This is a genomic window from Streptomyces sp. HUAS 31, assembly GCF_028198125.1.
In the GTDB taxonomy this organism is placed as follows: Bacteria; Actinomycetota; Actinomycetes; order Streptomycetales; family Streptomycetaceae; genus Streptomyces; species Streptomyces chartreusis.
The window spans coordinates 9532667-9555621 of the sequence record NZ_CP116353.1 but is presented as its reverse complement, the minus strand read 5'-3'; the positions used below and the strand labels follow the sequence as shown (position 1 = coordinate 9555621).

The window sequence follows — 22955 nt, the reverse complement described above, 5'->3', positions numbered from 1 at the left end:
TCCGTTCAGCCACACTGGTGAAGCGACCGATCGCATGCGGGCAGGTACGGCCGATGCAGAGCCAGTAGGCGTCAGGCGAGGACGGCCGCGACCAGGATGCGCTGGGATGGCGCGATTCACTGCATTCCGTGCAATCCGTCAGGCAGTTGGGGCCGCTATGAGCAACGTAATCGCATCGGCGTCAAGCGACGGGGCCGGTACCACCGAGCGGTCGAACGGTCGACGCGACGCCGCACCCGCTGCGGACCAGCCCGGAACGGCCGAGGACCGGTTCCGGAGCCTGCTGGAAGCGGCTCCGGACGCGATGGTGATCGTCGACGACACCGGAATCATCAAACTCGTCAACGCCCAGACCGAAGTCCTCTTCGGCTACCGACGCCACGAACTCCTCGAACACCCCGTGGAAATGCTGATTCCCGGAAGGTTCCGCGCCCAGCACGCGGCCCACCGCGACGGGTACGCCGCCACCCGCCAGGTACGCCCCATGGGCGCCGGACACGAACTTCATGGACTGCGCAGGGACGGCAGCGAGTTCCCGGTCGAGATCAGCCTCAGCCCGCTCGAGACTCCCGACGGGCTTCTCGTCTCCGCCGCCGTCCGCGACGTCAGCGAACGCAAGGCCGCCGAGGAAAGGTTCCGCGGCCTACTGGAATCGGCTCCGGACGCGATGGTGATCGTCGACGACACCGGAATCATCAAACTCGTCAACGCCCAGACCGAAGTCCTCTTCGGCTACCGACGCGACGAACTCCTCGAACACCCGGTGGAGTTGCTCATCCCGTACCGCTTCCACGCCCACCACACCCAGCACCGCGAGGGGTACGCCGCCACCCGCCAGGTACGCCCCATGGGCGCCGGACTCGAACTCCACGGGCTGCGCAAGGACGGCAGCGAGTTCCCCGTCGAGATCAGCCTCAGTCCGCTGGAGACCGCCGACGGACTTCTCGTCTCCGCCGCCGTCCGCGACGTCAGCGAACGCAAGGCCGCCGAGGCGCGGATCAACGAGCTCGCCGCACTCGTGGAGTCCTCCCAGGACGCCATCCTCGCCAAGACCCTCGACGGCCGCATCACCTACTGGAACGTCGCCGCCCAGCAGCTGTACGGCTATTCGGCCGAGGAAGCCATCGGCCGGCACGTGTCGATGCTGGCGCCGCCGGAGCGCAAGGACGAGATCACCCTGCTGCTGGAGCGGCTGCGCAAGGGCGAGAAGATAGAGCACTTCGAAACGCTCCGCCTCACCAGTACCGGCGCCGCGCTCGATGTGGACGTCACTCTGTGGCCCACGTACAGCCCGGATCGTACGGTCATCGGTGCCTGCGCCATCATCCGTGACATCAGCGACCGCAAGCGTGCCGAGGCCGAGCTCACCGCCCTGTACGAGCAGCAGAAGCACATCGCCCTCACCCTGCAGCGCAGCCTGATGGGCACCCCGCCCGCCATCCCCGGCCTGGAGGCCGCGAGCCGCTATCGTCCCGCCACCCAGGGGCCGGGGGTGGGCGGCGACTGGTTCGACCTGATCCCGCTCGGCGCCGGCCGGGTGGGCATCCTCATCGGTGACGTCATGGGCCGTGGCCTGGAGGCGGCTTCCGTCATGGGCCAGTTGCGCTCCGCCGCCCATGCCTTGGCCAAGACCGGCATGCAGCCCCGCCAGCTCATGCAGGCCCTGGACGCGGTCGTCGCCGATCTCGATGTCCCCGACCAGCTCGTCACCTGCTGCTACCTGGTCATCGCCCCGGACTCCGGATCCGTGACCATCTGTTCGGCGGGCCACCTGCCCGCGCTCGTCGCCACTCCTGGCGACGATGTCCACCGGCTCGTCTCCCCCGTGAACGCCCCCCTCGGTGTCGGCGACATCCTCTACCAGCAAACCGACGCGGCCATCCCGCCCGGAGCCACCCTCGTGCTGTACACCGACGGCCTGGTCGAGACGCCCGGCAGCGACATCGAGGACGAGATCGACAAGCTCAGCACGACCCTCGCCGACGCCTTCACCCGCACGCGCCGCCTCGAGGCCACCGCCGACCACGTACTCGCCGCCCTGCTGCCGGACCCCGAGGGCCATGACGACGACGTCACCCTGCTCCTGGCCCAGCTCCCCGCCGCGCCACTGGCCGCAGCCTCCGTGGAACTGCCGGCCGAGGCATCCTCGGTACCCGCGGGCCGCTCGTTCGTGGTCGACAACCTCACCGCGTGGGAGTGCGCGTCCGCGGCCGACGACGCGAGACTGCTGGTCTCCGAGATCCTCACCAACGCGGTCCAGCATGCGGAGGGCCCACTCGTCCTCCAACTGCGCCGCACCACCACCGAACTCGCCATCGAGATCAGCGACCTCAGCCCCCACCTCCCCCAGCCCCGGCTCGCCGCACAGGACGACGAATCCGGACGCGGCCTCATCCTCGTCGACGCAGTCGCCGACAGCTGGGGGGTCCGCCCGGACGAACGGGGGAAGACCACGTGGTTCACCCTCCGGCTGTGACGGACCGGACGGCAACCACGGAACCGGCCGGCACACGCCGTGTCCGGCTCGAACTGCGTCGTCGATGGCGACGAGGACACTGCCACGTGGGCGTGTCGCCGGAGCAGCCTGGTTGCGTTGGTGCACCGTCGTTGTCGTGACGACGACCGCCCACGACCCATCCGCGCCGCTGCCCAAAAGGATGGGGCGGATTCCCACTGGTTCCTTCCTGACGGGATCCGAGAATGTCAGTCCGGAGGAGCGTACGGTGCACCCAGTGACGGTCGCCCTGACACCCAGGAACGGCTGATCCGATGGTCCTCGATCTGGTCGTCATCGGTACGGCCATCACCTTGGGGCCCTTGCACAACAGCGCGTTCATCCTGCTGCTCCCCTCGCGGCGCGGCGTTCGCCTGGGCCTGGCGTTCCTGTTGTCGTGGCTGGCCAACCTGATTGTGGTGATCGCTGTTGTGGTGCTCCTGACCGGCGGTCAGCCCCCCGCCCGTCACAGCGTGCCCTCGACCGCCGCGATCGATGCGAAACTCGCCATCGGCCTGGCGCTGGTGCTGTACGGCGCGTACCGACACCACCGACCGCCCCGCCCGCACAGCCCGCCCCGCTGGACCGCCCGGATCGACGACATGTCAGCGGTCACGGCAGCCGGCCTGGCATGGGTGTTCCAGCCCTGGGCACTGGTCGGCGCCGGCGCCGCGACCGCCGTCGACGCCAACCTCTCCACCCTGGCCGACTGGCTCGCCCTGACCGGCTACTGCCTGCTGGCCACGCTCAGTCTGATCGCCATGGAGCTGTACGTGGTCTGGGCACCCGCAGTCGCGAACGCCCGCCTGAACGCCCTGCGGACCTGGCTGGAGCAGCACCAGGAACAACTGATCGTCACGCTCTCCCTACTCTTCGGCCTGTCGCTGACAGCCCGGAGCATCGCCGAACTGGTCGCCTGACTCGGACGACCCGGTGTCCCCCAACACGCGTCTGCGGTGCTGCTGCCCCCGGAGCATCTCGCGGAATTCCCGGCAGCCCACACGGTCTGTCGGGTATTCATCACACCGGCATTCGAGAACTCGTACGCGGAGGGAGAGATCAAGAACTGGTTCCTGGATGAACTCGACGGTTTCGGGCAGGCCCGGCGGCTCAGCGAGCGATGCGGCGGCACGGCAGCCGACAAGCTGCCGATCGCACTCGGCCCGCAACTCGCGGAGGACACCCACGGCCGCGGCTGGCTCGCCCTCGCTCAGCCAATAGGGTGCGCCGAGTGAAGAACGAACCAAGTAACCCCGACGTCTTCCGCCTCATCGTCACCGGAGGGGGCACCGGCGGTCACACGTACCCGGCGCTCACTGCGATCCGTGCGTTGCAGAATCGGCTCGCGACGGAGGGCAGGGCCCTCGATGTGCTGTGGATCGGCACGGCCGAGGGCTTGGAAGCGCGCATTGCGCCGGCCGAGGGAATCGCGTTCGCCACGGTGGCCACGGGCAAGATCCGCCGTTCGAGCAACCCGTTGAAGATGATGTCGGCAGCGAACGTGCGGGATATGGCACGCGTGCCGCTCGGCGTGGCTCAGGCAAGGAAGATCATCTCCAGCTTCGAACCGGACGTGGTCCTCGCCACCGGCGGCTACGTCGCCGTCCCCGCGGGGCTGGCCGCGCGTATGTGCCGGCGTCCTCTGGTCCTGCACGAACAGACCGTGCGCCTCGGCCTCGCCAACCGGAAACTGGCCGGTTCGGCGACTCGGATCGCAGTGTCCTCCGAGTCGACCGTCCCTCTTCTGCCGCAGGAGGTACGCGGCGCTGCGGTGGTCACCGGCAACCCGATCCGGCCGGAGGTGCTGACCGGGCAGGCGGACAAGGCCGTGCGGGCTCTGGGGCTGCAGAGCTTCGACCGTCGGCTGCCGACCGTGTACGTCACCGGCGGCGCGCAGGGTTCTCAGCAGATCAACGGCGTCGTGCGGGATGCCCTGCCCTGGCTGCTGGAGAGGGCAAACGTGATCCACCAGTGCGGCCCGGACAACGTCGGGGAGCTGCGGGAGTACGCGGCGGCCCTCCCTGCGGCGTCGGCCGGCCGGTACTACCTCGCCGGGTTCGTGGGCCCAGAGCTGCCCGAAGTCCTCGCTCTCGCGGACGTCGTCGTGTCCAGGAGCGGGGCCGGGACCCTGGCCGAGCTGACCGCACTGGGCAAACCGGCCGTGTTCATCCCGCTCGCCTCCTCAGCGGGCAACGAACAGGAGCACAACGCACGGCACTTGGAGGAGGCCGGTGCCGCCATCGCCCTCCTGGGTGACGTCACCGCAGACCAGCTGCGAGACGCGGTGGGCCCGCTCCTCGCGGATCCCGCGCGGCGGGAAGAGATGGCGCGGCGGGCCCGGGCACACGGGAGGCCGGATGCGGCGGACAGGCTCGTGGACGTGATCCTTTCCGCCGCGTCCGGCTGACCAGCCTGCGGCTACGGGCGCCTGGAGTTGATGTGCGGCGTGGCCTCGACGTCAGTGAGCAGGGCAGAGTCGTTGAATACGTCGGTGCCCTGTCCAATCGACTTCGATCCGCCGGGTAACAACCGCACGGGTCACCCTGGTTGCGCGCAGCGCTCCTGCCGGTGCCTGCCGGTATTGCTATGCCGGGTCGATACGGAAGACGCTGCCGCCGATGGCGAGGACATACAGTTCGCCGTTGCCGGCCTGGGCGAAGGAGATGACCTCGCCGCCGTTGGCTCCGAGGTCGTTCACGGCTGTCACCTTGCCGTTCTTCATCTGCAGGGAGCGGACGGTGCCGTCGCAGTAGTCACTGAACACGTACTGACCCTTCAGGGCCGGGATCGCCTTGCCCCGGTAGACGTAGCCGCCGGTCACCGAGCAACCGAAGTTGGTGCGGTCGTACTCGTGGACCGGAGGCACGTGGTTCGCGGGTTCCGTGCCGCCGCGGAAGGGATGCGTGCCCTCCATCTGCCCCCAGCCGTAGTTCTCTCCGCCCTTGCTGCTCGCCGGTGCCCAGTCGACCTCCTCCCAGTCGTTCTGGCCGACGTCACCTATGAAGAGGTCGCCGGTGCCGGCGTCGAAGGAGAACCGCCATGGGTTGCGCAGCCCGTACGCCCAGATTTCGTCCTTCGCCTTCGGGTCGTTCACAAAGGGGTTGTCCGGCGGGATGGCGTACGGCTTGGCGCCCCTCGGGTCGATCCGCAGGAGCTTGCCGAGCAGAGTGTCGAGGTTCTGTCCGTTGCCGTGCGGGTCTCCGCCCGAGCCGCCGTCGCCGAGTGCGATGTAGAGGTAGCCATCGGGGCCGATCTTGATGTCGCCGCCGTTGTGGTTCGGGTAGGGCTGCGTCTGGGTGAGGACCGTACGCCGGGTCTGCGGCTGGATCTTGCCGTTCCGTACGGCGAACTCGTCGATGGTGCTGGTGCCTTCGAGGTTGGTGAACGAGATGTAGAAGTGCGCGAACCTCTTGTCGAAAGCGATGCCCAGCAGCCCGCGTTCGCCGTCGGTGGTGGTCTCGGCGGATATGTCGAGGACGGGCTTGCTGAGTCCCTTGCTGTCCAACATCCTTACGGTGCCCGGGCGTTCGGCGATCCAGAGCTTCCCTCCGGGACCGGCAGCGCCGGCCGTCGGATTCTGGGCCGTGGCCACGTTCTTGAGGGCGACCTTGGGCGCCTGCCGTGCGGCGGCCGGCTCATCGGCCGACGCCGCGGTCAGCGCGAGGGAAGCGACGAGACAGACCGTGCCGATGATCGCCGTGCTTCTGGTGCGAACTCTCACCGTGTTCCTCCTGGAGGCGGTGAATCAGGTCGCGCGGCAGTCGGGGCCCGTCGTGCCGTGCCGCCGTCGCCGACACGCAACCTGGTGCGGGTGGGGGGAGAGAGCGGTGTGCTACTGGCCGGCTACGGATGAGGATACTGAGACACGGCCACTTGGTATAGACCAGCTTCCGAGAAGTGAACGCGCCCAGCGGTGACGACCACTGGCGTTCATCGGAGCCGGCCTGGCCGGCGAACGCCCCGCCACCTAACCGCGCTTCGTCGGCCGCCCGGGCTCCCGCACGCCCTCGGCGGATCGGGGTGCCGCCGCCGACAGCAGGGCGAATGCCACGGCGAAGCCAAGCATGGTGAATACACCCCTCGGCCAGAAGATGTGGCTGTCGACGAACGACCAACAGGAGACGAGCAGCATTGCGGCGCCGGGCAACACCCTCACACCGCACCGCCGCCACAGCGCCGCGCTCGTGGCCAGCGAGGCCACGGCCAGCCCGTACACTCCGGCCTTGCCCAACTCGTCGCCGACGACGAACAGTCGGCCGGCTGCCCCGTGCACACCGTGGTCCACCACGACACCTGCCGAGATGCCCGCCACCGCGTCGAGGCCCGAGTAATACGCGGCGAAGCAGAGGCATCCGGCCCAGCAGAGCACCGTCAGCACTCCCTGCGCATCGGGGCGCGGCCTGCCCCACAAGGGCACTAGCAGTCCGAGCGCAAGGAGCGGGAAGACCGGCAGGAGGGCGATGTGCAGCGCGGCCCAGTGGCCTGCCGTCGTCGCCGTCAGGTGTCGCGGGTGCATCAAGCCGGCTCCTGCCAGCAGCAGCGGAGCAGCGGTCACCAAGAGCGTCACGCGCAAGGTACGGAGAGATCGCATCGGCTCAAGTTAGGCGGCCACCCAGTGGCGCTCGGCGCCCGTCGGCCACATGTAAGACATCTGTAAGAGGCGACCGGCTAAGTCCAGCTCAAGGCCACTGATTTCTTACGTAGGCATGACATGACGCCCGACGACCCGCCCTCACACTCACCCCACCCGTAACTCTGAGCAGCCCAGGCCGTCGGCACACCTGACGGCCGAACACCTCAGAGGAATCCCATGCGACACAACACTCGCAAGCGTTCGAAGACAACACAGCGCGCCATCGCCGCCACAGCAGGTCTGGCTCTTGGAGCGGGAGCGCTGATCGCGGTCAACGTGTACGCCTCTGCCCACGAGAGCGTGAACGGCAACTCCACGAAACGTGCGCCCCAGGGCCCGGCCGATCCGGCAGGCGGGGCCTCCACCATCAGCTGCCCCGATGTCGGGGCCAAGCTGACCTCCGTCCCCGGGCGGGCCAGGACGCAGGTCGACAAGGAACTCGCGCTGCTCGACGAACAGGTGGCCGAGGCTTACCAGAAGCTGCGGAGTTCGACCAAGGCCATCCAGCAGGACCGCAGCTTCACCACCACCGCGATCATGGCTCCGCTGAAGGACAGGCGCACCGCGACCATCGACCGGATCGCGATAGCCATAGGCCGCTCGGGCACCAGGCCACAGGGCCTCGAAGCCCTCGCCTCATGCACGCTGCGCGCCACCGATGTGCAAGAACAGAGTCCCGGTCAGGAGCAGAACGACACCGCCGTCCAAGGCAACGGCCCTGTGGCCGCAGACTTCGTGGACATCACCACGGTCCGGCCCAATGTGAAGAGCCCTCGCAAACAGCGGGGCGCCTCCGCGGGCAGGTTCACCACCCAGTGCGGCGTCAACGAGAACAAGCTCTACAACTCCGACAACATCATCGTCGCCCCCGGCGTCGACAACGGCGCGCACCATACCCACGACTACGTCGGCAATCAGGACAACGACGCGTTCACCACCAACGAGGAGTTCGCCGCCGCCGCGACGAGCTGCCGCAATCAGGGCGACAAGTCCACGTACTACTGGCCGGTGCTCCGTCTGCAGGACGGCACGCGGGAGTTCGACGCCCAGGAACTCGGCGGTGGCGCCGAGGGCAACACCGGCACGATCCTGACCGCCTCCAAGGTCACCTTGAACTTCGTCGGCAGCCCGCGCGGCAGGGTCGTGGCGATGCCCAAGTTCCTGCGGATCATCACCGGCGACGCCAAGGCATTCACCAACGGCACCGCGAACGCGAATGCCTCCTGGAGCTGCACCGGCTTCGAGAACCGCCAGTTGACGGACAAGTACCCGATCTGCCCGCAAGGCAGCAGCGTGGTCCGTACGTCCAAGTTCCAGAGCTGCTGGGACGGTCGCAGCACCGACAGTGCCAACCACCGCTCGCACGTGGCGTTCACGGACCCGAGGACCGGTGCCTGCCCGAGCGGAATGAAGGCCATCCCGCAGCTGGTCCAGCGCCTGGTCTACGACGTGGACGCACCCAGCATCGACGACGACGGGCAATCCACCCCGTTCTACGCGGTGGACGGTTTCCCCGAGCAGATGCACAAGCCGATCACGGACCACGGCGACTTCATCAACGTCTTCGACGAGCGCCTGATGAACCGCATGGTCCAGTGCATCAACACCGGTCGCACATGCCGATGACCGACTGACCGGCGAAGGGCAGGGCGGAGGACGCACCGCGTTCGATACCGGCCGGACCCGGGCGTCACCGGGACCGGCCGCCCTCCCAAGCCGGCAGAAGGGGCACGCCGGCACCGACGGCGGTCGGCCCGATCAGTGCGGCGGCGGCATCGGCTCCAGGGCGTTGGCGACGGTGCAGCCGCCTTCTCCGGGCATCCGCTGGATCCGGGACGGCACCCACACCTCGGTGGCGCCGGGGCCTACGCGGGCAAGCAGGCAGTCCTGCGGGTCGAAGCCGTTGCCCTTCACCGACAGGAGAACGCCGACCCGGCCGTCGTCGGCCTTCACCTCGGTACGGATTGCCGGATCCAGGTCCAGGGCGGCGAGCGCACGGCGCACCTCGGCCTCGTCGACCCGGCCGCCCTCCGGCACCCGGGGAAGATTCGCGCGGAGTTCCTCATAGGGCAACCGGGGCGGTTCGGGTGGCGGGGCGAACGTCAGCGGAGGGCCCTCCGGGCAGTCCACGTCGCGGGGATCCTCACGCCACTCCGACTTGGGCGACACCCGCACGGCGAAACAGCGTCGCACGGTGACTTCTTGAGGGTCACGCCATTCGTTGTACGCCGAGCCGGACGTGCGGACGATCACGTCGATGCCGTCCCCGTCGTGAGTCGAGGTACCCGTCACCCGCATCACCTCCACCCCGTCGATGCCGGAAGCGGAGCGCCCGACTTCCTCCGCCGTACGCGGACGCTGGCCGTAGAGCAGCTCGCCCGCATGCGTGGCCGCCTCCCGTGCGGCGTCCGTCGCCTCGTCCTCGGAGGACTGCACCACGCCGCAGCCGACGGTGAACAGCAACAGCGGGGCGAGCAGCAGCAGTCGGCGCATACGTCCACCCTTCCGGCGCCGCGCACAGGGGGCTACCGCTCGCCTACTCAGACCGGCGTAGGTGATGGTACTCAGTCGGTGCAGCGCTCAACCTCGTCGGTCGTTCGGTCGGCACCAATGCAATAGGGCGGCAGCGACGCCGGACGCGGCCTACCGGCCAGTACGAAGTCGCTGCCGCCCTACTGGGTCGGCGTGCTTGCCCCTGCTGCGCATGTTTCAGATGCGGCCACCGGTCATACGGGTGATCGGACCCAACGTGCGCCGACCTGAGCGCCGACCCGCCGCGTACGACATCGCACTCAGCACGGTCAGCCCTGCCCCCACGCCCGCGGCGAGGATCTTGCGGTTGGCGATGACTGTCCAGGCCGACTTGGCGAACGCGGCAGCCTGCCCCGAGGCGGAGACGACCGCCATGCGACCGGCCTCGACGCGCTGGGCTGCCGTATGAGCGACCGAAGTCGTCGCCTTGGCAGTCCGTTCGGCGGCGCCGGCGGCGGCTGATGCCGCGTCACCGGCCTTGTCGGCAGCCTTGTCCGCCGCCTTCGACGCCGGAGCAGTCGCCCGCGACGTGGTGCGACGGGCCTTGGACGCGGCCGCCTTCGCGGATACGGAATCTTGACTGGTGTCGTTGTTCGATGGGCTCATGGACATCGCGTTGCCACTCCCTTCGACAGCAAACATGTTCGACCAAGACCACCTACGGTGGGACAGGCACCGCACACCGACAGACGCGATCAGATCGCACTCGACGTCGGACCGCCGAGTCAGACAGTGGGACAAGGAGTGACGAGATCAAATGCCCCGTCGAGACCGGGAAGCGGTGCACCCGGACGCCCCCTCTGGCCTGCTGAGGAAGCTGGCGCTATGGACCGGACTCGCCCTCTGCCTTGCATTCATCGCCTGGGTGGCGTGGGGGTTCATCCAGTTCGACCACGACATCGACAATCCGCGCGAGGGCGGCTTCTCCGGTTGGCAGTGCGATGCCGGACGCGACTGCGGATCCTGACGACGCCGTTTCCCCCGCGCCCTCGGCGCGTCCCCTGATTCGAAGAGCCCGACGCGGGGCTAGCTCGTTCCGGCGGGCGGGTCGGCGTAGACGCCGTGCAGCATTCCGGTGGCCTGGCCGACTTCGATGAGATAGCCGTCCGGGTCGCGCAAGTAGCACCGCAGCTCGGCTCCGCGGTCGATCGGCGGCGTGAGGAATTCGGCCCCCTTCGCGGTCCACTCGCGGTGAGTCGCCTCGATGTCGGCGACGCGGAGGTTGAGGAAGCTGCTGACCGTGCTCGGGTCGGTGGGCGGGCGCAGGGTGACGCCCGGCTTGTCCGGGGTGGGGCCGCCGCCCGGGTTCATGATGATCCATCCGTTGGCGAGCCTGACGGTGCAGGGGTTCTCCTCGAGCACCACCTCGCCGCCGAGGACGTCGGTGTAGAAGGCGCGAGAACGGGCCACGTCGGCCACCGTCAGAAAGTGGGTGAGCAGGAGCCCGGCATCCGGCGCGGGAAACCCCTCAGCGTGCATACGAGCCCTCCAGGTAAATGGGATCTTTCATTCCATACTGGTGGATGAGCCGCCACTGTCGCCGATCAACACGACCGGGGTAAGCCGGCTCTGCCGGCCGCCGCCGAGCCGTCGGACCACACTCACCGCAGGCGCGCCCGCGCAGCCTCACATCCGGGATTTCAGTACATCGACCTCACAGCCCGGCGCGGTCGGGTCGAAGCCGTGCTCGGCCAGCCAGCGAATCGCCAGCAGGCTGCGGAGGGACCACCATGCGCGGATCACGTCGAGGTCGACGTCGGTGCCGTAGCCCGCGACGACGACGTCGAGGTGCTCCTCGTGTCCGAGTGTCAGGGTGGCGAGGTCGTACAGGGGATCACCCGGGCCCGCCTCGGACCAGTCGATGACGCCCGACACCTCGTCGCCGTCGACGAACACGTGGACGATCTGGAGGTCGCCGTGTGTGAAGGCCGGAGTCCACGGCCTCAGTGCGGCCTCGGCAACCTCGCGGTTGCGGGTGACCAGGTCGGCCGGCAGGACGCCGTTCGTCACGAGTCTCTCGCACTCGGCGTCGAGCTCCGCCGCCAGTTCGTCGCGCCCCCGGCCGGCCCGGCCGAGTCGTGGCGGCAACGGCGTGTCGTGCAGCTTGCGGACAACCGCACCCGCCGCGGCCCACGCCGCCGGGGACGCGGTCGACGGCTCTCCGAGCCGGCCCAGCGGCGTACCAGGTACCGCGGCGATCGCCAGGACGGGCGGCCTGCGCCACAGGACCTCCGGGGTCGGGACCGGCACCAGGGCCATCGCCTCGACCTCGGCATCGATGCGCGCCTGATCGGCGTCCACCTTCAGGAACACGTCGCCGACGCGCAGGGTCGCGCGCTCGGAATGGGCGACGACGACTTCGACCTCATCCATGGGCGACCAGTCTCCCGGTGACGGTCGTCGATGTCGCCGGGTTTTGTCGCGCCCCGCTGTGCGGCCGATCGTGTCCCGTTGAGCGGCCCATCACATCCCTTCGCGCCGCCCATCACTTCCCGCTGCCCGGCAGCCTCGTACACGGCATCGACCGCCGACAGGCCAAGCCACCCCGGTTGCCACCCCCCGCGGTCAACGCCCAACACGCCTTCACACCGGCCACCCTGCGGATCAATCCCCAGGTCAGCCATCCGCGCCGTACCACTAGCCCACCCGGGTCCTCTGGGCCACCCGCACGCAACCCCGGCGGTGCGTCCCACGGCCGTCACCCGTCCCATGGGCCATCTTGCTGAAACGTCGAACCGATCAATCGGTCCCGGCCGGACGCGAAGGAGGCCCCGCGGTGGGTGAGCTCTACATCGACGGTGAGTGGACGCAGGCTGCGGGCGGTGCGCGACGGGAGGTGGTGAATCCCTACGACGCGTCCGTCGTCACCAGCGTCGACGAAGCCGACGCCACCGACGTGGACCGCGCCGTGCGCGCTGCCCGACGCGCCTTCGACAAGGGGGAATGGGCGAACGCCCCCACGCGTCACCGGGCCGACCTCCTGCTCCGCGTCCGTGATCTGCTGCTGCGGGACAAGGAGGACATCGCCCGCACCGAGACGCTCGACACCGGCAAGACGCTGACCGAGGGTCGGATCGACGTGGAGGACGTGGCGAACGCCTTCCGGTACTTCGCCGAGCTCGCGGGCAAGGACGGCGGCAGGGTCGTTGACGTCGGACCGGACGTCCTCAGCCGTGTCGTCTACCAGCCGGTCGGGGTGTGCGCGCTGATCGCCCCCTGGAACTACCCGTTGCTCCAGGCCTCCTGGAAGGTGGCCCCGGCCCTGGCCGCCGGCAACACCTTCGTCCTCAAGCCCAGCGAGATCACTCCGCTGACCACGATCGCCATGATGCGGCTCATCGAGGAGGCGGGCGCGCCACCCGGCGTCGCCAACCTGGTGCTCGGGTCCGGTGCCACCGTCGGCGCCGCGCTCACCAGCCACCCCGAGGTCGACCTGGTGTCCTTCACCGGCGGCCTGTCCACCGGACGGTCCATCATGGCCAGCGCCGCCCAGGGGCCGCGGAACATCGCGCTGGAGCTGGGCGGCAAGAATCCGAACATCGTGTTCGCGGACGCCGACTTCGACGCCGCCGTGGACTACGCGCTGGACGCCGCCTTCCTGCACGCCGGACAGGTCTGCTCGGCCGGTTCGCGTCTGATGGTCGAGGACTCGCTGCACGACCGCTTCGTCGAGGCGTACGCCGACCGCGCACGGTCGATTCGGCTCGGCAACGGCCTGGAGGACGGCACCGAGAGCGGTCCGCTCAGCTCCGCCCAGCACCGCGAGAAGGTCGAGAGCTACATCGCCGTCGGCCGGGAGGAGGGCGCACGGCTCGTCACCGGCGGCACCCGCCCCGACGATCCCGCCCTGAGCCGCGGCTTCTTCCTGCTTCCGACGATCTTCGCCGACTGCGACCGATCCATGCGCATCGTCCAGGAGGAAGTCTTCGGGCCGGTGGTGACCGTAGAACGCTTCCGCACCGAGGACGAGGCGGTCGAACTGGCCAACGACACGCGCTACGGCCTGGCCGGCGGTGTGTGGACCTCCGACGCGAGCCGTGCCCAGCGCGTCGCACAGCGGCTACGGCACGGCACCGTGTGGATCAACGACTTCCACCCCTACCTGCCGCAGGCCGAGTGGGGCGGCTTCGGCCGCTCCGGCGTCGGACGCGAACTGGGACCGACAGGGCTTCGCGAGTACCAGGAGGCCAAGCACATCTACCAGAACCTCGCTCCGGCTCGCTCGGGCTGGTTCAAGGGCTGACCTCCGGGCCACTCAGGCCCTCCCACGGCGCGACGACCACGGCAGACCGGCAGTGCGCCCGTTTGCGCGAAAACCACGACAGACGGCAGTGCGCCCCTTTGCGCGACGGCCGACGAAGAAGGGCACCGCATGGCCCCCACCACCCCACACGGCGCCGAGTCCGCCTACGACTACGTCATCGTCGGCGGCGGCACCGCCGGCTGCGTGCTCGCCGCCCGCCTGAGCGAGGACCCCGACTGCCGCGTCTGCGTCATCGAGGGCGGCCCCAGCGACGTGGGCGACGAACGCATTCTGCGCCTGCGCAACTGGATCAACCTGCTCGGCTCGGAGTTCGACTACGGCTACACGACCGTCGAGCAGCCGCGCGGCAACTCCCACATCCTGCACTCACGTGCCCGCGTGCTCGGCGGCTGCTCCTCCCACAACACGCTGATCAGCTTCCTGCCGCTGCCGCTGGACCTCGACGACTGGGTGAGCCGGGGCTGCGCCGGGTGGGACCCGGCGACGATCCTCCCCTACCGGGATCGGCTGCTGACCGAGATCGTCCCGGTGGCCGAGGCCGACCGCAATCCCATCGCCAAGGACTTCGTCACCGCGGCCGCCCGCGCCCTCGGCGTCCCCGTCGTCGACGACTTCAACGCCGAACCCTTCGCGGACGGCGCCGGATTCTTCTCGCTGGCCTACCAGCCGGAGGGCAACCTGCGTTCCTCCGCCTCCGTCGCCTACCTCCACCCCGTCCTGGACCGGCCCAACCTCACGCTCCTGCTGGAAACCTGGGCCCACCGGCTCCTCACCGACGAGTCGGGGCGGACGACCCGTGTCGCCGTGCGCGGCTCCGACGGCGAGCCGGCCACCGTGCGCGCCGAGCGTGAACTCCTGCTGTGCGCCGGCGCCATCGACACCCCGCGCCTGCTGATGCTGTCCGGTATCGGCCCGGCCGACGACCTGCGCGCCCTGGGCATCCCTGTCCACGCCGATCTGCCTGGCGTAGGGGAAAACCTGCTGGACCACCCCGAGTCGGTGATCCTCTGGGAGACCGCCGGCCCGCTGCCGCCCAACTCCGCGATGGACTCCGACGCCGGACTGTTCCTGCGCCGCGACAAGAACCAGCCGCGCCCCGACCTGATGTTCCACTTCTACCAGGTGCCGTTCACCGTCAACACCGAACGTCTGGGCTACCCCGTGCCGCAGTACGGAGTGTGCATGACGCCGAACGTGCCGCGTGCCCGCTCCACCGGCCGCATGTGGTTGCGCAGCGCCAACCCCGCCGAGCACCCCGCCCTGGACTTCCGGTACTTCACCGACCCGGAGGGCCACGACGAGCGCACCATCGTGGACGGACTGAGGGTCGCCCGCGAGGTCGCCGCCACCGACCCGCTGCGGGACTGGCTCGTCCGCGAGGTCGCGCCCGGCCCGGACATCGTCTCCGACGCCGACTTGTCGGAGTACGGCCGCCGTGCGGCACACACCGTCTACCACCCCGCGGGCACCTGCCGAATGGGCGCCCCGGACGACCCGATGGCCGTCTGCGACCCGGAGTTGAGGGTGCGCGGCGTCGAGGGCCTGCGGATCGTCGACGCGTCGGTCTTCCCGACTATGCCCACCATCAACCCGATGGTGACCGTGCTGCTCGCCGCCGAACGCGCCGCCGATCTGATCGCCAAGGGACAGGGGACACGGCCATGACCGCTACGCCATCTCCCGCACCCTCGTCCGGCGTCCCGGCCGGGGAGCCCGGCTCGGAGTTCCGCAAGGACATGAGCCCCTGGGCCAACTTCGCCCTCGGCTTCACCTACCTCTCCCCGGTGGTGGGCACCTACACCCTCTTCGGCATCGCGATCGCCGACGGCGGACCGCCGATGATCTGGGCGTTCCTGGTCGCCGGCTGCGGCCAGTTCCTCGTCGCGCTGATCTTCGGCGAGGTCGTCGCCCAGTACCCCATCGCGGGCGGCGTCTACCCGTGGGCCCGGCGGCTGTGGGGCAAGCGCTGGGCGTGGATGACCGGCTGGGTGTACATGTGGGCGCTGCTGGTGACCATCACCTCCGTCGCGTACGGCGCCGGCCCCTACATCGCCATCCTCTTCGGCTTCAGAGCCACCGTGCACACCACCGTGCTGTGCACCGCCGTGCTCATCGTCGTCGCCATCCTCGTCAACTACATGGGCACCAAGGCACTGTCGACGGCGGCGCTCATCGGTTTCTCCGGCGAGCTCATCGGCGCCCTCGTCGTCGGCGTCTACCTGCTGTCCACCCACCGCCACCAGGGCCTCGGCGTCATCTTCGACACCTACGGTGTCGAGGGAGACGGCTCCTACCTGCCGGCGTTCCTGGCAGCCGGCATCATCGGCCTCTACCAGTACTACGGCTTCGAGGCGTGCGGCGACACCGCCGAGGAGGTCGCCCACCCGGGCCGGGTCATCCCCCGCGCGATGCGCCGCACCATCTACATCGGCGGCTCGGCGGCCACGTTCACCTGCATGTCGCTGCTGCTGTCGGTCACGGACTTCAACGCGATCATCTCGGGCGAGCAGACCGACCCGGTGGTGGACGTGCTGTTCGACGCGATGGGCGAGGCCGGGGCGCGGACGGTGATGGCCGTGGTGCTGATCTCCTTCCTGTCCTGCACGATCAGCCTCCAGGCCGCGGCCGGGCGGCTCATCTACTCCTACGCCCGTGACGAGATGATCGTCGGGCATCGGCTGCTGCGGCGGTTCGTCCACGCCCGTGCGGTGCCGAGCTGGGCGCTGTTCGTGTCCGCGGCGGTGCCGCTGCTCATCGCCTTCGCCTCACTGCTCTCCGAGGACGCCCTCACCAACATCGTCTCGTTCGCCATCCTCGGCATCTACGGCTCGTTCCAGATGGTCGTCCTGGCCGCGCTCCGCGCCCGGCTCAAGGGCTGGCGCCCGGCCGGGGAGTTCACCCTGGGGCGGTGGGGCCTCGCGGTGAACGTCGCCGCGCTGGTCTACGGCATCCTCGCCATCATCAACATCTCCTGGGCCCGGTCCCCGGAGAAGTCCTGGTGGGAGAACTGGATCGTCCTGCTGTGCGGCGGAGTCGTCGTGGGCACCGGCCTGCTCTACATGTTCACCACCCATCACTACGGCCGCGGGGACGCCCCCGCCGGCGACGCCGTACCGGAGAAGCAAGGTCTGTCCGCCGACTGACCTGGGGGCATCAAGGCGTTGGTTCCGCCGTGGCCGCGAGCAGGGCGGTGTCGTCGTCGACGCGGTCGGGGGTGTTCAGCAGTTCCAGGGCTCGTTCGGTGATCTGCTGGGGGTCGGTGCGGGCGGCGGCGGGCAGCGTGGCGCAGATCTGGCGCAGGGCCGCGAGGCAGCCGTCCAGGGACAGGGTACGGTTCTCCACCAGGCCGTCGGTGTACAGCAGAAGGCTGGTGCCGGGCGGGAACGCCACCTCGTGGTCGACCGGGGTGCTGCCCAGTCCCAGCGGTAGCGCCGGCGGCAGCTCCAGATAGGAGACGTCGGCGGCTATCAGCAGGGGCGGCAGGTGCCCGCTGGCGGCGTAGCGCAGGCTGTGCCGGTGTGGGTCGTAGACCGCGTAGAGGCAGGTGGCGAAGCGTTCGGTGGCGATCGACTGGAGGTATGCGTCCAGCCTGGCCAGCACCTCTGCCGGGCCGGCGCCCTCCATCGCGAGGCTGTGCAGGGCGGAGCGGAGCTGGCCCATCACGATGGCGGCGTCCACGTCGTGGCCCATGACGTCGCCGATGGCGAACCCCACCCCACCGTCGGGCAGTGCGAGCACGTCGTACCAGTCGCCGCCGACCTCGGCGCCGCGGTTGCTGGCCCCGTAATGGGTGGCCAGGCGTACACCGGGCACGTGGGGCAGGCCGTGGGGCAGCAGGGCGCGCTGCAAGGTCAGGGCGAGACGGCGCTCGTTGTGGTAGCGGGTGGCGTTGTCGTAGGCCAGGGCCAGGCGGTGGGCGAGGTTCTCCAGGTACTTGTGCTCGACCGCGTCGTAGTCGGCCTGCCGGACCAGCACCAAGGCCCCGAGTGTCCGGTCGTGCGCGTGGAGCGGCAGGGCCAGCATCGACGTGGGTGATGGGTGCGGGCCCGCTGAGGCCGTGGCGGCGCCGTTGATCGCTTGGGTGGCGGCGGTGGCCAGGGCCTCGCGGGCGAGTAGGGGGGTGCCCTCGATGTATGCCGGGGGCGACTGGGCCGGGCTGGTTCTGGCGTCGGTGAGGTGGATGCTGATCTGGTCGGCGAAGTCGGGCAGCAGGATCTCGCCGGCGGTCCGGAGGATCTGGTCCGGGTCGAGGGTGGCGGACAGCCGCAGGCCGGCGTCGGCCAGTGAGGCCAGTACGGCGAGCTGGTCGCGGGTCTCGGTCAGAGCCCGTTCGCGCAGCTGCGACAGCTCCAACCCGGTGCGGACGCGCGCCAGCAACTGGCGTGCGGAGAAGGGTTTGGCCAGGTAGTCGTCGGCGCCGGCCTGCCGGCCCTGCACGGATTCCTCCTCGCCGGCGCGGGCGGTGAGCAGGACGATGGGCAGCCGGGCGGTGCGCGGGTCGGCGCGCAGCGCCCTGACCAGCTCGAAGCCGTCCATACCGGGCATCATCACGTCGCTGAGCACCAGCTCCACCGGCTGGGCCAGGGCCAGCTCCAGGGCGGCCCGGCCGTCGGCGGCGGGCAGCACGTCGTAGTCGGGCTGGAGGAGCTGGGTGAGGTAGGCGCGCATGTCGGCGTTGTCGTCGACGACCAGGAGGCGGGGCCGGTGGGGCCGGTCGGTTTCGTGAGGGCTGGAGTCATGGGAAACGTCGCGGGTCGCGGGGACTTGCGGGGTGGGCGTGGGTGCCGCAGGGGTGGCGGGGTCGGGTGTCAGCCAGCCCAATGCCTCGTCCACATAGGCCGCCGCGCGGCCCGGCCGGGCGCCCTTCCTGGACGTTTCCCCGGATGATGCGGTGCCGGTCGCGGGTGCGGCCGGGCGTGGCCGCCCTGCGTCGGCGAAGGGAAGGTCCACGGTGACGGTGGTGCCCTGCCCGAGCAGGCTGTCCACGCCGACGATGCCGTCATGTGCCTCCACCAGGTCCTTCACCAGCACCAGGCCGAGGCCGCTGCCCTCGTGGGAGCGGGAGCGGGCGCCGCGGACCCGGTAGAAGCGCTCGAACAGGCGCGGCAGCTCACTCGCGGGGATGCCGGTGCCCGTGTCGGTCACGGTCAGCCGGGCCCGGTCGCCGGCCGCAGCCACCCGCACCCGGGCGCCGCCGGTGAAGGTGAACTTCAGGGCATTGCTGAGCAGGTTGAGGATGATCTTTTCCCACATCTCCCGGTCCAGGGACACCGGGTTGGGCAGCGGCGGGCAGTCCACGTCCAGCGTCAGCCCGGCCGCCTCGAAGGCGGAGCGGAACACCCCGGCCAGCTCGGCCGTGGCACCGGCGAGGTCGACCGGCTCAAAGGTCGGGCGTATCTGCCCGGCCCCGGCCTTGGCGACGTCCAGGAGGGTGTTGACCTGTTTCAGCAGGCGCAGGGCACCGCGCTCGGCCAGCTCCAGCTGTTCGCGCCGCTCGGGCCGGGCCTCGTCTGCGAGCGCCTGCTGGAGCGGGCCCAGGAGCAGGGTGAGCGGGGTGCGCAGTTCATGGCTGACGTTGGCGAAGAAGGTGGTCTTGGCTCGGTCCAGCTCGGCCAGTGCCTCGGCCCTCCGGCGCTGCTCGTCGTGGGCGAGCGCGGCCGTGAGCGCCCCGGCGACGGCGGCGGCGAGGACCTCCAGGAAGTCGCGGTAGGTCCCGGCCGGCGGGAAGCAGGGATTGACGCCCACGACCAGGACTCCGCCCACCTGCCCCGCACAGTCCAGTGGCAGGGCCAGCGCCTCCTCGACGGGGAGCCAGGAGGCGGCGGTGTGCTGCCCGGCCGTGTTGCCGCCGGTGAGTGAGGTGGCGGGCAGGGTGGCTGGGGCACCGTCGGCGGCCACCTGCGCCAGCCGGGCCGCGATCTCTGGCATGTCCGCCGTACTGCGCGAGACCTCTTCCGTCGGCTGGAGCCCGGCGGAGGCGGCCAGTCGTAGCGCCCCCGGCTCGGAGGCCAGGTACAGGCCCATGAACGGGATCTCCTCGGCATACGAGCCCAGCACTTCCGCTACGACGTGGGCGACCTCGTCGGGGGTGAGCAGCCCGGCGGTGCGGGCGCCGGTCTCGCTCAGCAGGCGCAGTCGGCGTTCGCCCAGTACCCGGCCGGTGGTCTCGGTGATGATCTGGAGCACGCCGCCGGCGGTGCCGTCGTCCAGCAGCACGGGCTGGAAGGAGGAGTCGAAGTAGCACTGTTCCGGGAAGCCGTGGCGCTCCATGATGAGCGGCTCATCGGGGATCAGCAGGGACTTGCGGGTGTCGATCACATAGTGGAAGTGGGAGCTCACGGGGTGGGCCCAGACTTCGGGGAACACGTCCTTGTAGGGCCTGCCGAGTGCCCAGGGGTGTTTGGCGCCGACGATGGGTGAGGAGCCCAGGTTGTACAGCGTGGCGAACTCGGTGCCCCAGTACAGGGCCATGCCGTGCTCGGAGGTGAGCATGAGGCGCAGGGTGTCCACCAGGGGTCCCGGCCAGGACTCGGGGGGTCCGAGCGGGGTCGCCGCCCACTCGATGCCGGCCAGAAGCTCGCCGAACTCACCGGCCTCGGCGAACATCCGGGCCGCCGCGGTGCGCGGGTCATCGGGCCGGGTCATCGAGAAATCTTCCTCCTGGCGCCTGGGTGATCCGCCTGCGCCCCTCCAAAGGCCGCCGACGGTCACTCGCTGCCGGCCTTCCGGGCAGATCGGACGCCGGATCCGATGGTTCTGGCGACACTCCTGCGAGAATTACAACATTAAAGCGGCCTAAAATGCGATTTTCTGGTCATTGCGCCCGCCCCGCTCGACAGAGAACCTGACGGCAGCCCGCTGCGTACCCTGGCGGCATGCGCATGCGCCCCACTCTCTCCTGGGCCCCGACCCAGGACTGGCCGTCGGCCACCACGGATCTGGAACCGGTCGCCGATGCGCTGGACACCGGCGGCGTGCTGGTGCTCAGCGGGGCGGGCATCTCCACGGAGTCGGGTATCCCGGACTACCGAGGCGAGGGCGGGAGCCTGAGCCGGCACACGCCGATGACCTACCAGGAGTTCACCGCCGACGACCGGGCCCGACGTCGATACTGGGCACGCAGCCACCTCGGCTGGCGCACCTTCGGCCGCGCCCTCCCCAACGCCGGGCACCGGGCCGTGGCCGCATTCGGGCAGCACGGTCTGCTCACCGGCGTGATCACTCAGAACGTCGACGGCCTGCACCAGACCGCGGGCAGCGAGAGTGTCGTGGAACTCCATGGAAGCTTGGAGCGGGTCGTCTGCCTCTCCTGCGGCACCTTCAGCCCGCGCCGTGAACTGGCAGAACGCCTGGAGGAGGCCAACGCGGGCTTCGATCCCGTGGCCGCAGCGATCAACCCGGACGGCGACGCCGACCTCACCGACGAACAGGTCGGGGACTTCCGAGTCCTGCCCTGCGCGCTCTGCGAAGGCATCCTCAAGCCTGACGTGGTGTTCTTCGGCGAGAACGTCCCCCCGCAACGGGTCGAACAATGCCGCACGCTGGTCCGTGAGGCGACCTCGCTGCTGGTCCTGGGCTCCTCACTGACAGTGATGTCCGGGCTTCGGTTCGTCCGCCTGGCGGTCGAGACCGGCAAACCGGTACTGATCATCAACCGGGACCCGACGCGGGGCGACCGCCACGCCGTAACCCGCGTCGCTCTCCCACTGGGAACAGCCCTCACCACCGTCGCCGAACGACTCGGCGTGCCGATGGAGGGGTAGGCGGGCGCCCCCGAACCAGGGCGCGGTCGTACGGGGGCGGCCCGAGCCTTGTCGTCCTGTCACCGATCAAGGCACCACGACGCTATCGCTCAGCCGCGGTTCTCGCGCCCCGTGATGGATCGGCCGGGTGACCCCCGAGGGACCGTCAGTCGCCGAAGTAGGCCCTGGCGACGGCGTAGGTGTCCTCGTAGAGGTGGTAGCGGGTGATCCGCCCGTCCCGGACCGTGACGTGCAGGGCGAACGCGGTGTCGATGTCCCGGCCCGTCTTCTTGACCTCGGACACCATGCGCCCGATGAGCACGACGTCGTCGCCCTCGGCGATGACTTGGCGAAGGTCGAACTCCTTGGCCCGCACATGGGTCCGAAGCAGCTCGAAGAACGTCCGCATCCCCGGCGCCGAGTCGACCTCCGGTACCCACGGAATGCCCGGCGGGTGCGGGATGGAGAACGACACCGAGTCGGCGAACAGCTCCGCCGCCTCCGCGCTCCTCCCCTCGGCCAGCAGCGGGAACAAGCGTCGGACAGTCTGCGCCGGCGACTCTGCTGTCATACGTGCCGACGTTACAGGTCCGACATGCGGCACAGGCCCCCTTACAACGGCCTTCAGCCGAGCTCCTCGGCGAGTCCGACGACGATGTCCTCGGGGCCGCGGACGTAGCAGAGCCGGTACACGTTCTCGTACTGCACGATTTCGCCGACGAGTTCGGCGCCGTGGGCCCTCACGCGGGCAACGACGTCGTCGATGTCGTCCACGGCGAACATGACGCGCCGAAGACCGAGGGTGTTCGCCGGCGCGTGCTTCGGCTCCGGGGTGATGGCCTTCGGCCGGTGGAACTTCGCCAGCTCCACTCGCCCATGACCGTCCGGGACCCGCAGCATGGCGACGTCCTGCCGGACGTCATCGAGGCCGATCACACGCTCCGCTCCCCGCCATTCGAGCGGCCCCTTGCCCTCGAGCTCCATGCCGAGTTCGACGAAGAACGCGATGACCGCGTCAAGGTCGTCGACAACGATGAGGACGTTGTCCATCCGCTGGATCGTCATGCCGGTCCTCCTCAAGGGACGCACGGCCACGGTAGCCGCCGTCTCCCTGGAGACGGAGCTGACGAGCCGTCTTCGACATCCCCATGGACAGAGCGGTGGCCGCGCCCCGAAGAGCGGCTAACTCTTAATTTAGTAATTAATATTGACGCGCGCCGGCGACCGCTGCAAGATCCTGGCAACCAACCCGTAGGCGAGCGGGCGTTGACTGGTCCGAAGAACGACCGC

At 69.6% G+C, this 22955-nt stretch carries 19 protein-coding genes; 10 read left to right on the top strand and 9 right to left on the bottom strand.

All coding sequences use genetic code 11. The features are described 5' to 3' along the window. Window positions 1-157 precede the first annotated feature (157 nt). The 4 genes from PGH47_RS41470 (at window position 158) to PGH47_RS41455 (ending at window position 4901) form a co-directional block, all read left to right on the top strand. Window positions 158-2476, top strand: coding sequence for a SpoIIE family protein phosphatase (locus tag PGH47_RS41470; RefSeq protein ID WP_271667799.1), 2319 nt, complete (start codon window positions 158-160; stop codon window positions 2474-2476). A 293-nt stretch (window positions 2477-2769) separates the two neighbouring features. Next, window positions 2770-3414, top strand: coding sequence for a GAP family protein (locus PGH47_RS41465; RefSeq protein ID WP_271667798.1), 645 nt, complete (start codon window positions 2770-2772; stop codon window positions 3412-3414). Window positions 3415-3450: 36 nt separating this feature from the next. Then, window positions 3451-3729, top strand: coding sequence for a hypothetical protein (locus PGH47_RS41460; protein WP_271667797.1), 279 nt, complete (start codon window positions 3451-3453; stop codon window positions 3727-3729). Beyond that, window positions 3726-4901: a UDP-N-acetylglucosamine--N-acetylmuramyl-(pentapeptide) pyrophosphoryl-undecaprenol N-acetylglucosamine transferase gene (locus tag PGH47_RS41455; RefSeq protein WP_271667796.1), complete on the top strand. Its 1176-nt coding sequence runs from the start codon at window positions 3726-3728 to the stop codon at window positions 4899-4901. The genes PGH47_RS41460 and PGH47_RS41455 overlap by 4 nt, the downstream gene beginning before the upstream one ends. Before the next feature lie 177 nt (window positions 4902-5078). On the opposite strand, the gene PGH47_RS41450 is transcribed toward PGH47_RS41455, so the two are convergent. After that, the gene (locus tag PGH47_RS41450) at window positions 5079-6215 is read right to left on the bottom strand and encodes a PQQ-dependent sugar dehydrogenase (protein WP_271667795.1); all 1137 of its coding nucleotides are present in this window, start codon (window positions 6213-6215) and stop codon (window positions 5079-5081) included. Between the two features lie 246 nt (window positions 6216-6461). Further along, window positions 6462-7010 carry a hypothetical protein gene (locus PGH47_RS41445; protein WP_271667794.1) on the bottom strand — a complete coding sequence of 183 codons (549 nt, stop codon included), beginning with the start codon at window positions 7008-7010 and terminating at the stop codon, window positions 6462-6464. Between the two features lie 294 nt (window positions 7011-7304). Between PGH47_RS41445 and PGH47_RS41440 the strand changes: the two genes are divergently transcribed. After that, complete coding sequence (locus PGH47_RS41440) at window positions 7305-8753, top strand: DUF1996 domain-containing protein (RefSeq protein ID WP_271667793.1); 1449 nt, start codon at window positions 7305-7307, stop codon at window positions 8751-8753. Window positions 8754-8885: 132 nt separating this feature from the next. Here the strand turns inward: PGH47_RS41440 and PGH47_RS41435 are convergent, their stop codons facing one another. Together PGH47_RS41435 and PGH47_RS41430 are read right to left on the bottom strand one after the other, a co-directional pair. After that, complete coding sequence (locus PGH47_RS41435) at window positions 8886-9620, bottom strand: translation initiation factor IF-2 (protein WP_271667792.1); 735 nt, start codon at window positions 9618-9620, stop codon at window positions 8886-8888. 216 nt (window positions 9621-9836) lie between these two features. Further along, window positions 9837-10271 carry a hypothetical protein gene (locus PGH47_RS41430; RefSeq protein WP_271667791.1) on the bottom strand — a complete coding sequence of 145 codons (435 nt, stop codon included), beginning with the start codon at window positions 10269-10271 and terminating at the stop codon, window positions 9837-9839. A gap of 145 nt (window positions 10272-10416) precedes the next feature. Here PGH47_RS41430 and PGH47_RS41425 point away from each other — a divergent pair, with 145 nt between their 5' ends. Beyond that, complete coding sequence (locus PGH47_RS41425) at window positions 10417-10626, top strand: hypothetical protein (RefSeq protein ID WP_271667790.1); 210 nt, start codon at window positions 10417-10419, stop codon at window positions 10624-10626. Between the two features lie 59 nt (window positions 10627-10685). Here PGH47_RS41425 and PGH47_RS41420 read toward each other — a convergent pair whose 3' ends face one another. Together PGH47_RS41420 and PGH47_RS41415 are read right to left on the bottom strand one after the other, a co-directional pair. Beyond that, on the bottom strand, window positions 10686-11138 hold the full coding sequence (locus PGH47_RS41420; protein ID WP_271667789.1) for a VOC family protein: 453 nt from the start codon (window positions 11136-11138) through the stop codon (window positions 10686-10688). Window positions 11139-11285: 147 nt separating this feature from the next. After that, window positions 11286-12032 carry a phosphotransferase family protein gene (locus PGH47_RS41415; protein WP_271667788.1) on the bottom strand — a complete coding sequence of 249 codons (747 nt, stop codon included), beginning with the start codon at window positions 12030-12032 and terminating at the stop codon, window positions 11286-11288. 403 nt (window positions 12033-12435) lie between these two features. On the opposite strand from PGH47_RS41415, the gene PGH47_RS41410 reads away from it, so the two are divergent. The 3 genes from PGH47_RS41410 to PGH47_RS41400 all read left to right on the top strand — a co-directional run bounded on the left by PGH47_RS41410 (window position 12436) and on the right by PGH47_RS41400 (window position 17066). Further along, window positions 12436-13902, top strand: a complete 1467-nt coding sequence (locus PGH47_RS41410) for an aldehyde dehydrogenase family protein (protein ID WP_271667787.1) — start codon at window positions 12436-12438, stop codon at window positions 13900-13902. A 129-nt stretch (window positions 13903-14031) separates the two neighbouring features. After that, window positions 14032-15588 (top strand): GMC family oxidoreductase, encoded by a 1557-nt coding sequence (locus tag PGH47_RS41405; protein ID WP_271667786.1) that lies wholly within the window; start codon window positions 14032-14034, stop codon window positions 15586-15588. After that, window positions 15585-17066, top strand: a complete 1482-nt coding sequence (locus PGH47_RS41400; protein WP_271667785.1) for an APC family permease — start codon at window positions 15585-15587, stop codon at window positions 17064-17066. Before PGH47_RS41405 ends, PGH47_RS41400 begins: the two co-directional genes overlap by 4 nt. A 10-nt stretch (window positions 17067-17076) precedes the next feature. Here the strand turns inward: PGH47_RS41400 and PGH47_RS41395 are convergent, their stop codons facing one another. Beyond that, window positions 17077-20568, bottom strand: a complete 3492-nt coding sequence (locus PGH47_RS41395; protein WP_271667784.1) for a SpoIIE family protein phosphatase — start codon at window positions 20566-20568, stop codon at window positions 17077-17079. A 230-nt stretch (window positions 20569-20798) separates the two neighbouring features. Between PGH47_RS41395 and PGH47_RS41390 the strand changes: the two genes are divergently transcribed. Next, on the top strand, window positions 20799-21686 hold the full coding sequence (locus PGH47_RS41390) for an NAD-dependent protein deacetylase (protein ID WP_271667783.1): 888 nt from the start codon (window positions 20799-20801) through the stop codon (window positions 21684-21686). A gap of 145 nt (window positions 21687-21831) precedes the next feature. On the opposite strand, the gene PGH47_RS41385 is transcribed toward PGH47_RS41390, so the two are convergent. Further along, entirely contained in the window at window positions 21832-22236 is a 405-nt protein-coding gene (locus PGH47_RS41385; RefSeq protein WP_271667782.1) for a nuclear transport factor 2 family protein, read from the bottom strand. A gap of 53 nt (window positions 22237-22289) precedes the next feature. Next, window positions 22290-22730 (bottom strand): VOC family protein, encoded by a 441-nt coding sequence (locus tag PGH47_RS41380; protein WP_271667781.1) that lies wholly within the window; start codon window positions 22728-22730, stop codon window positions 22290-22292. Window positions 22731-22955: the final 225 nt, after the last annotated feature.

Bases quoted from the DNA above. Each gene is read 5' to 3' on its own strand.
- PGH47_RS41470 (WP_271667799.1), top strand. From the start codon at position 158: ATGAGCAACGTAATCGCATCGGCGTCAAGCGACGGGGCCGGTACCACC.
- PGH47_RS41465 (WP_271667798.1), top strand. From the start codon at position 2,770: ATGGTCCTCGATCTGGTCGTCATCGGTACGGCCATCACCTTGGGGCCC.
- PGH47_RS41445 (WP_271667794.1), bottom strand. From the start codon at position 7,010: ATGCACCCGCGACACCTGACGGCGACGACGGCAGGCCACTGGGCCGCG.
- PGH47_RS41440 (WP_271667793.1), top strand. From the start codon at position 7,305: ATGCGACACAACACTCGCAAGCGTTCGAAGACAACACAGCGCGCCATC.
- PGH47_RS41435 (WP_271667792.1), bottom strand. From the start codon at position 9,620: ATGCGCCGACTGCTGCTGCTCGCCCCGCTGTTGCTGTTCACCGTCGGC.
- PGH47_RS41430 (WP_271667791.1), bottom strand. From the start codon at position 10,271: ATGTCCATGAGCCCATCGAACAACGACACCAGTCAAGATTCCGTATCC.
- PGH47_RS41425 (WP_271667790.1), top strand. From the start codon at position 10,417: ATGCCCCGTCGAGACCGGGAAGCGGTGCACCCGGACGCCCCCTCTGGC.
- PGH47_RS41420 (WP_271667789.1), bottom strand. From the start codon at position 11,138: ATGCACGCTGAGGGGTTTCCCGCGCCGGATGCCGGGCTCCTGCTCACC.
- PGH47_RS41415 (WP_271667788.1), bottom strand. From the start codon at position 12,032: ATGGATGAGGTCGAAGTCGTCGTCGCCCATTCCGAGCGCGCGACCCTG.
- PGH47_RS41405 (WP_271667786.1), top strand. From the start codon at position 14,032: ATGGCCCCCACCACCCCACACGGCGCCGAGTCCGCCTACGACTACGTC.
- PGH47_RS41400 (WP_271667785.1), top strand. From the start codon at position 15,585: ATGACCGCTACGCCATCTCCCGCACCCTCGTCCGGCGTCCCGGCCGGG.
- PGH47_RS41395 (WP_271667784.1), bottom strand. From the start codon at position 20,568: ATGACCCGGCCCGATGACCCGCGCACCGCGGCGGCCCGGATGTTCGCC.
- PGH47_RS41390 (WP_271667783.1), top strand. From the start codon at position 20,799: ATGCGCATGCGCCCCACTCTCTCCTGGGCCCCGACCCAGGACTGGCCG.
- PGH47_RS41385 (WP_271667782.1), bottom strand. From the start codon at position 22,236: ATGACAGCAGAGTCGCCGGCGCAGACTGTCCGACGCTTGTTCCCGCTG.
- PGH47_RS41380 (WP_271667781.1), bottom strand. From the start codon at position 22,730: ATGACGATCCAGCGGATGGACAACGTCCTCATCGTTGTCGACGACCTT.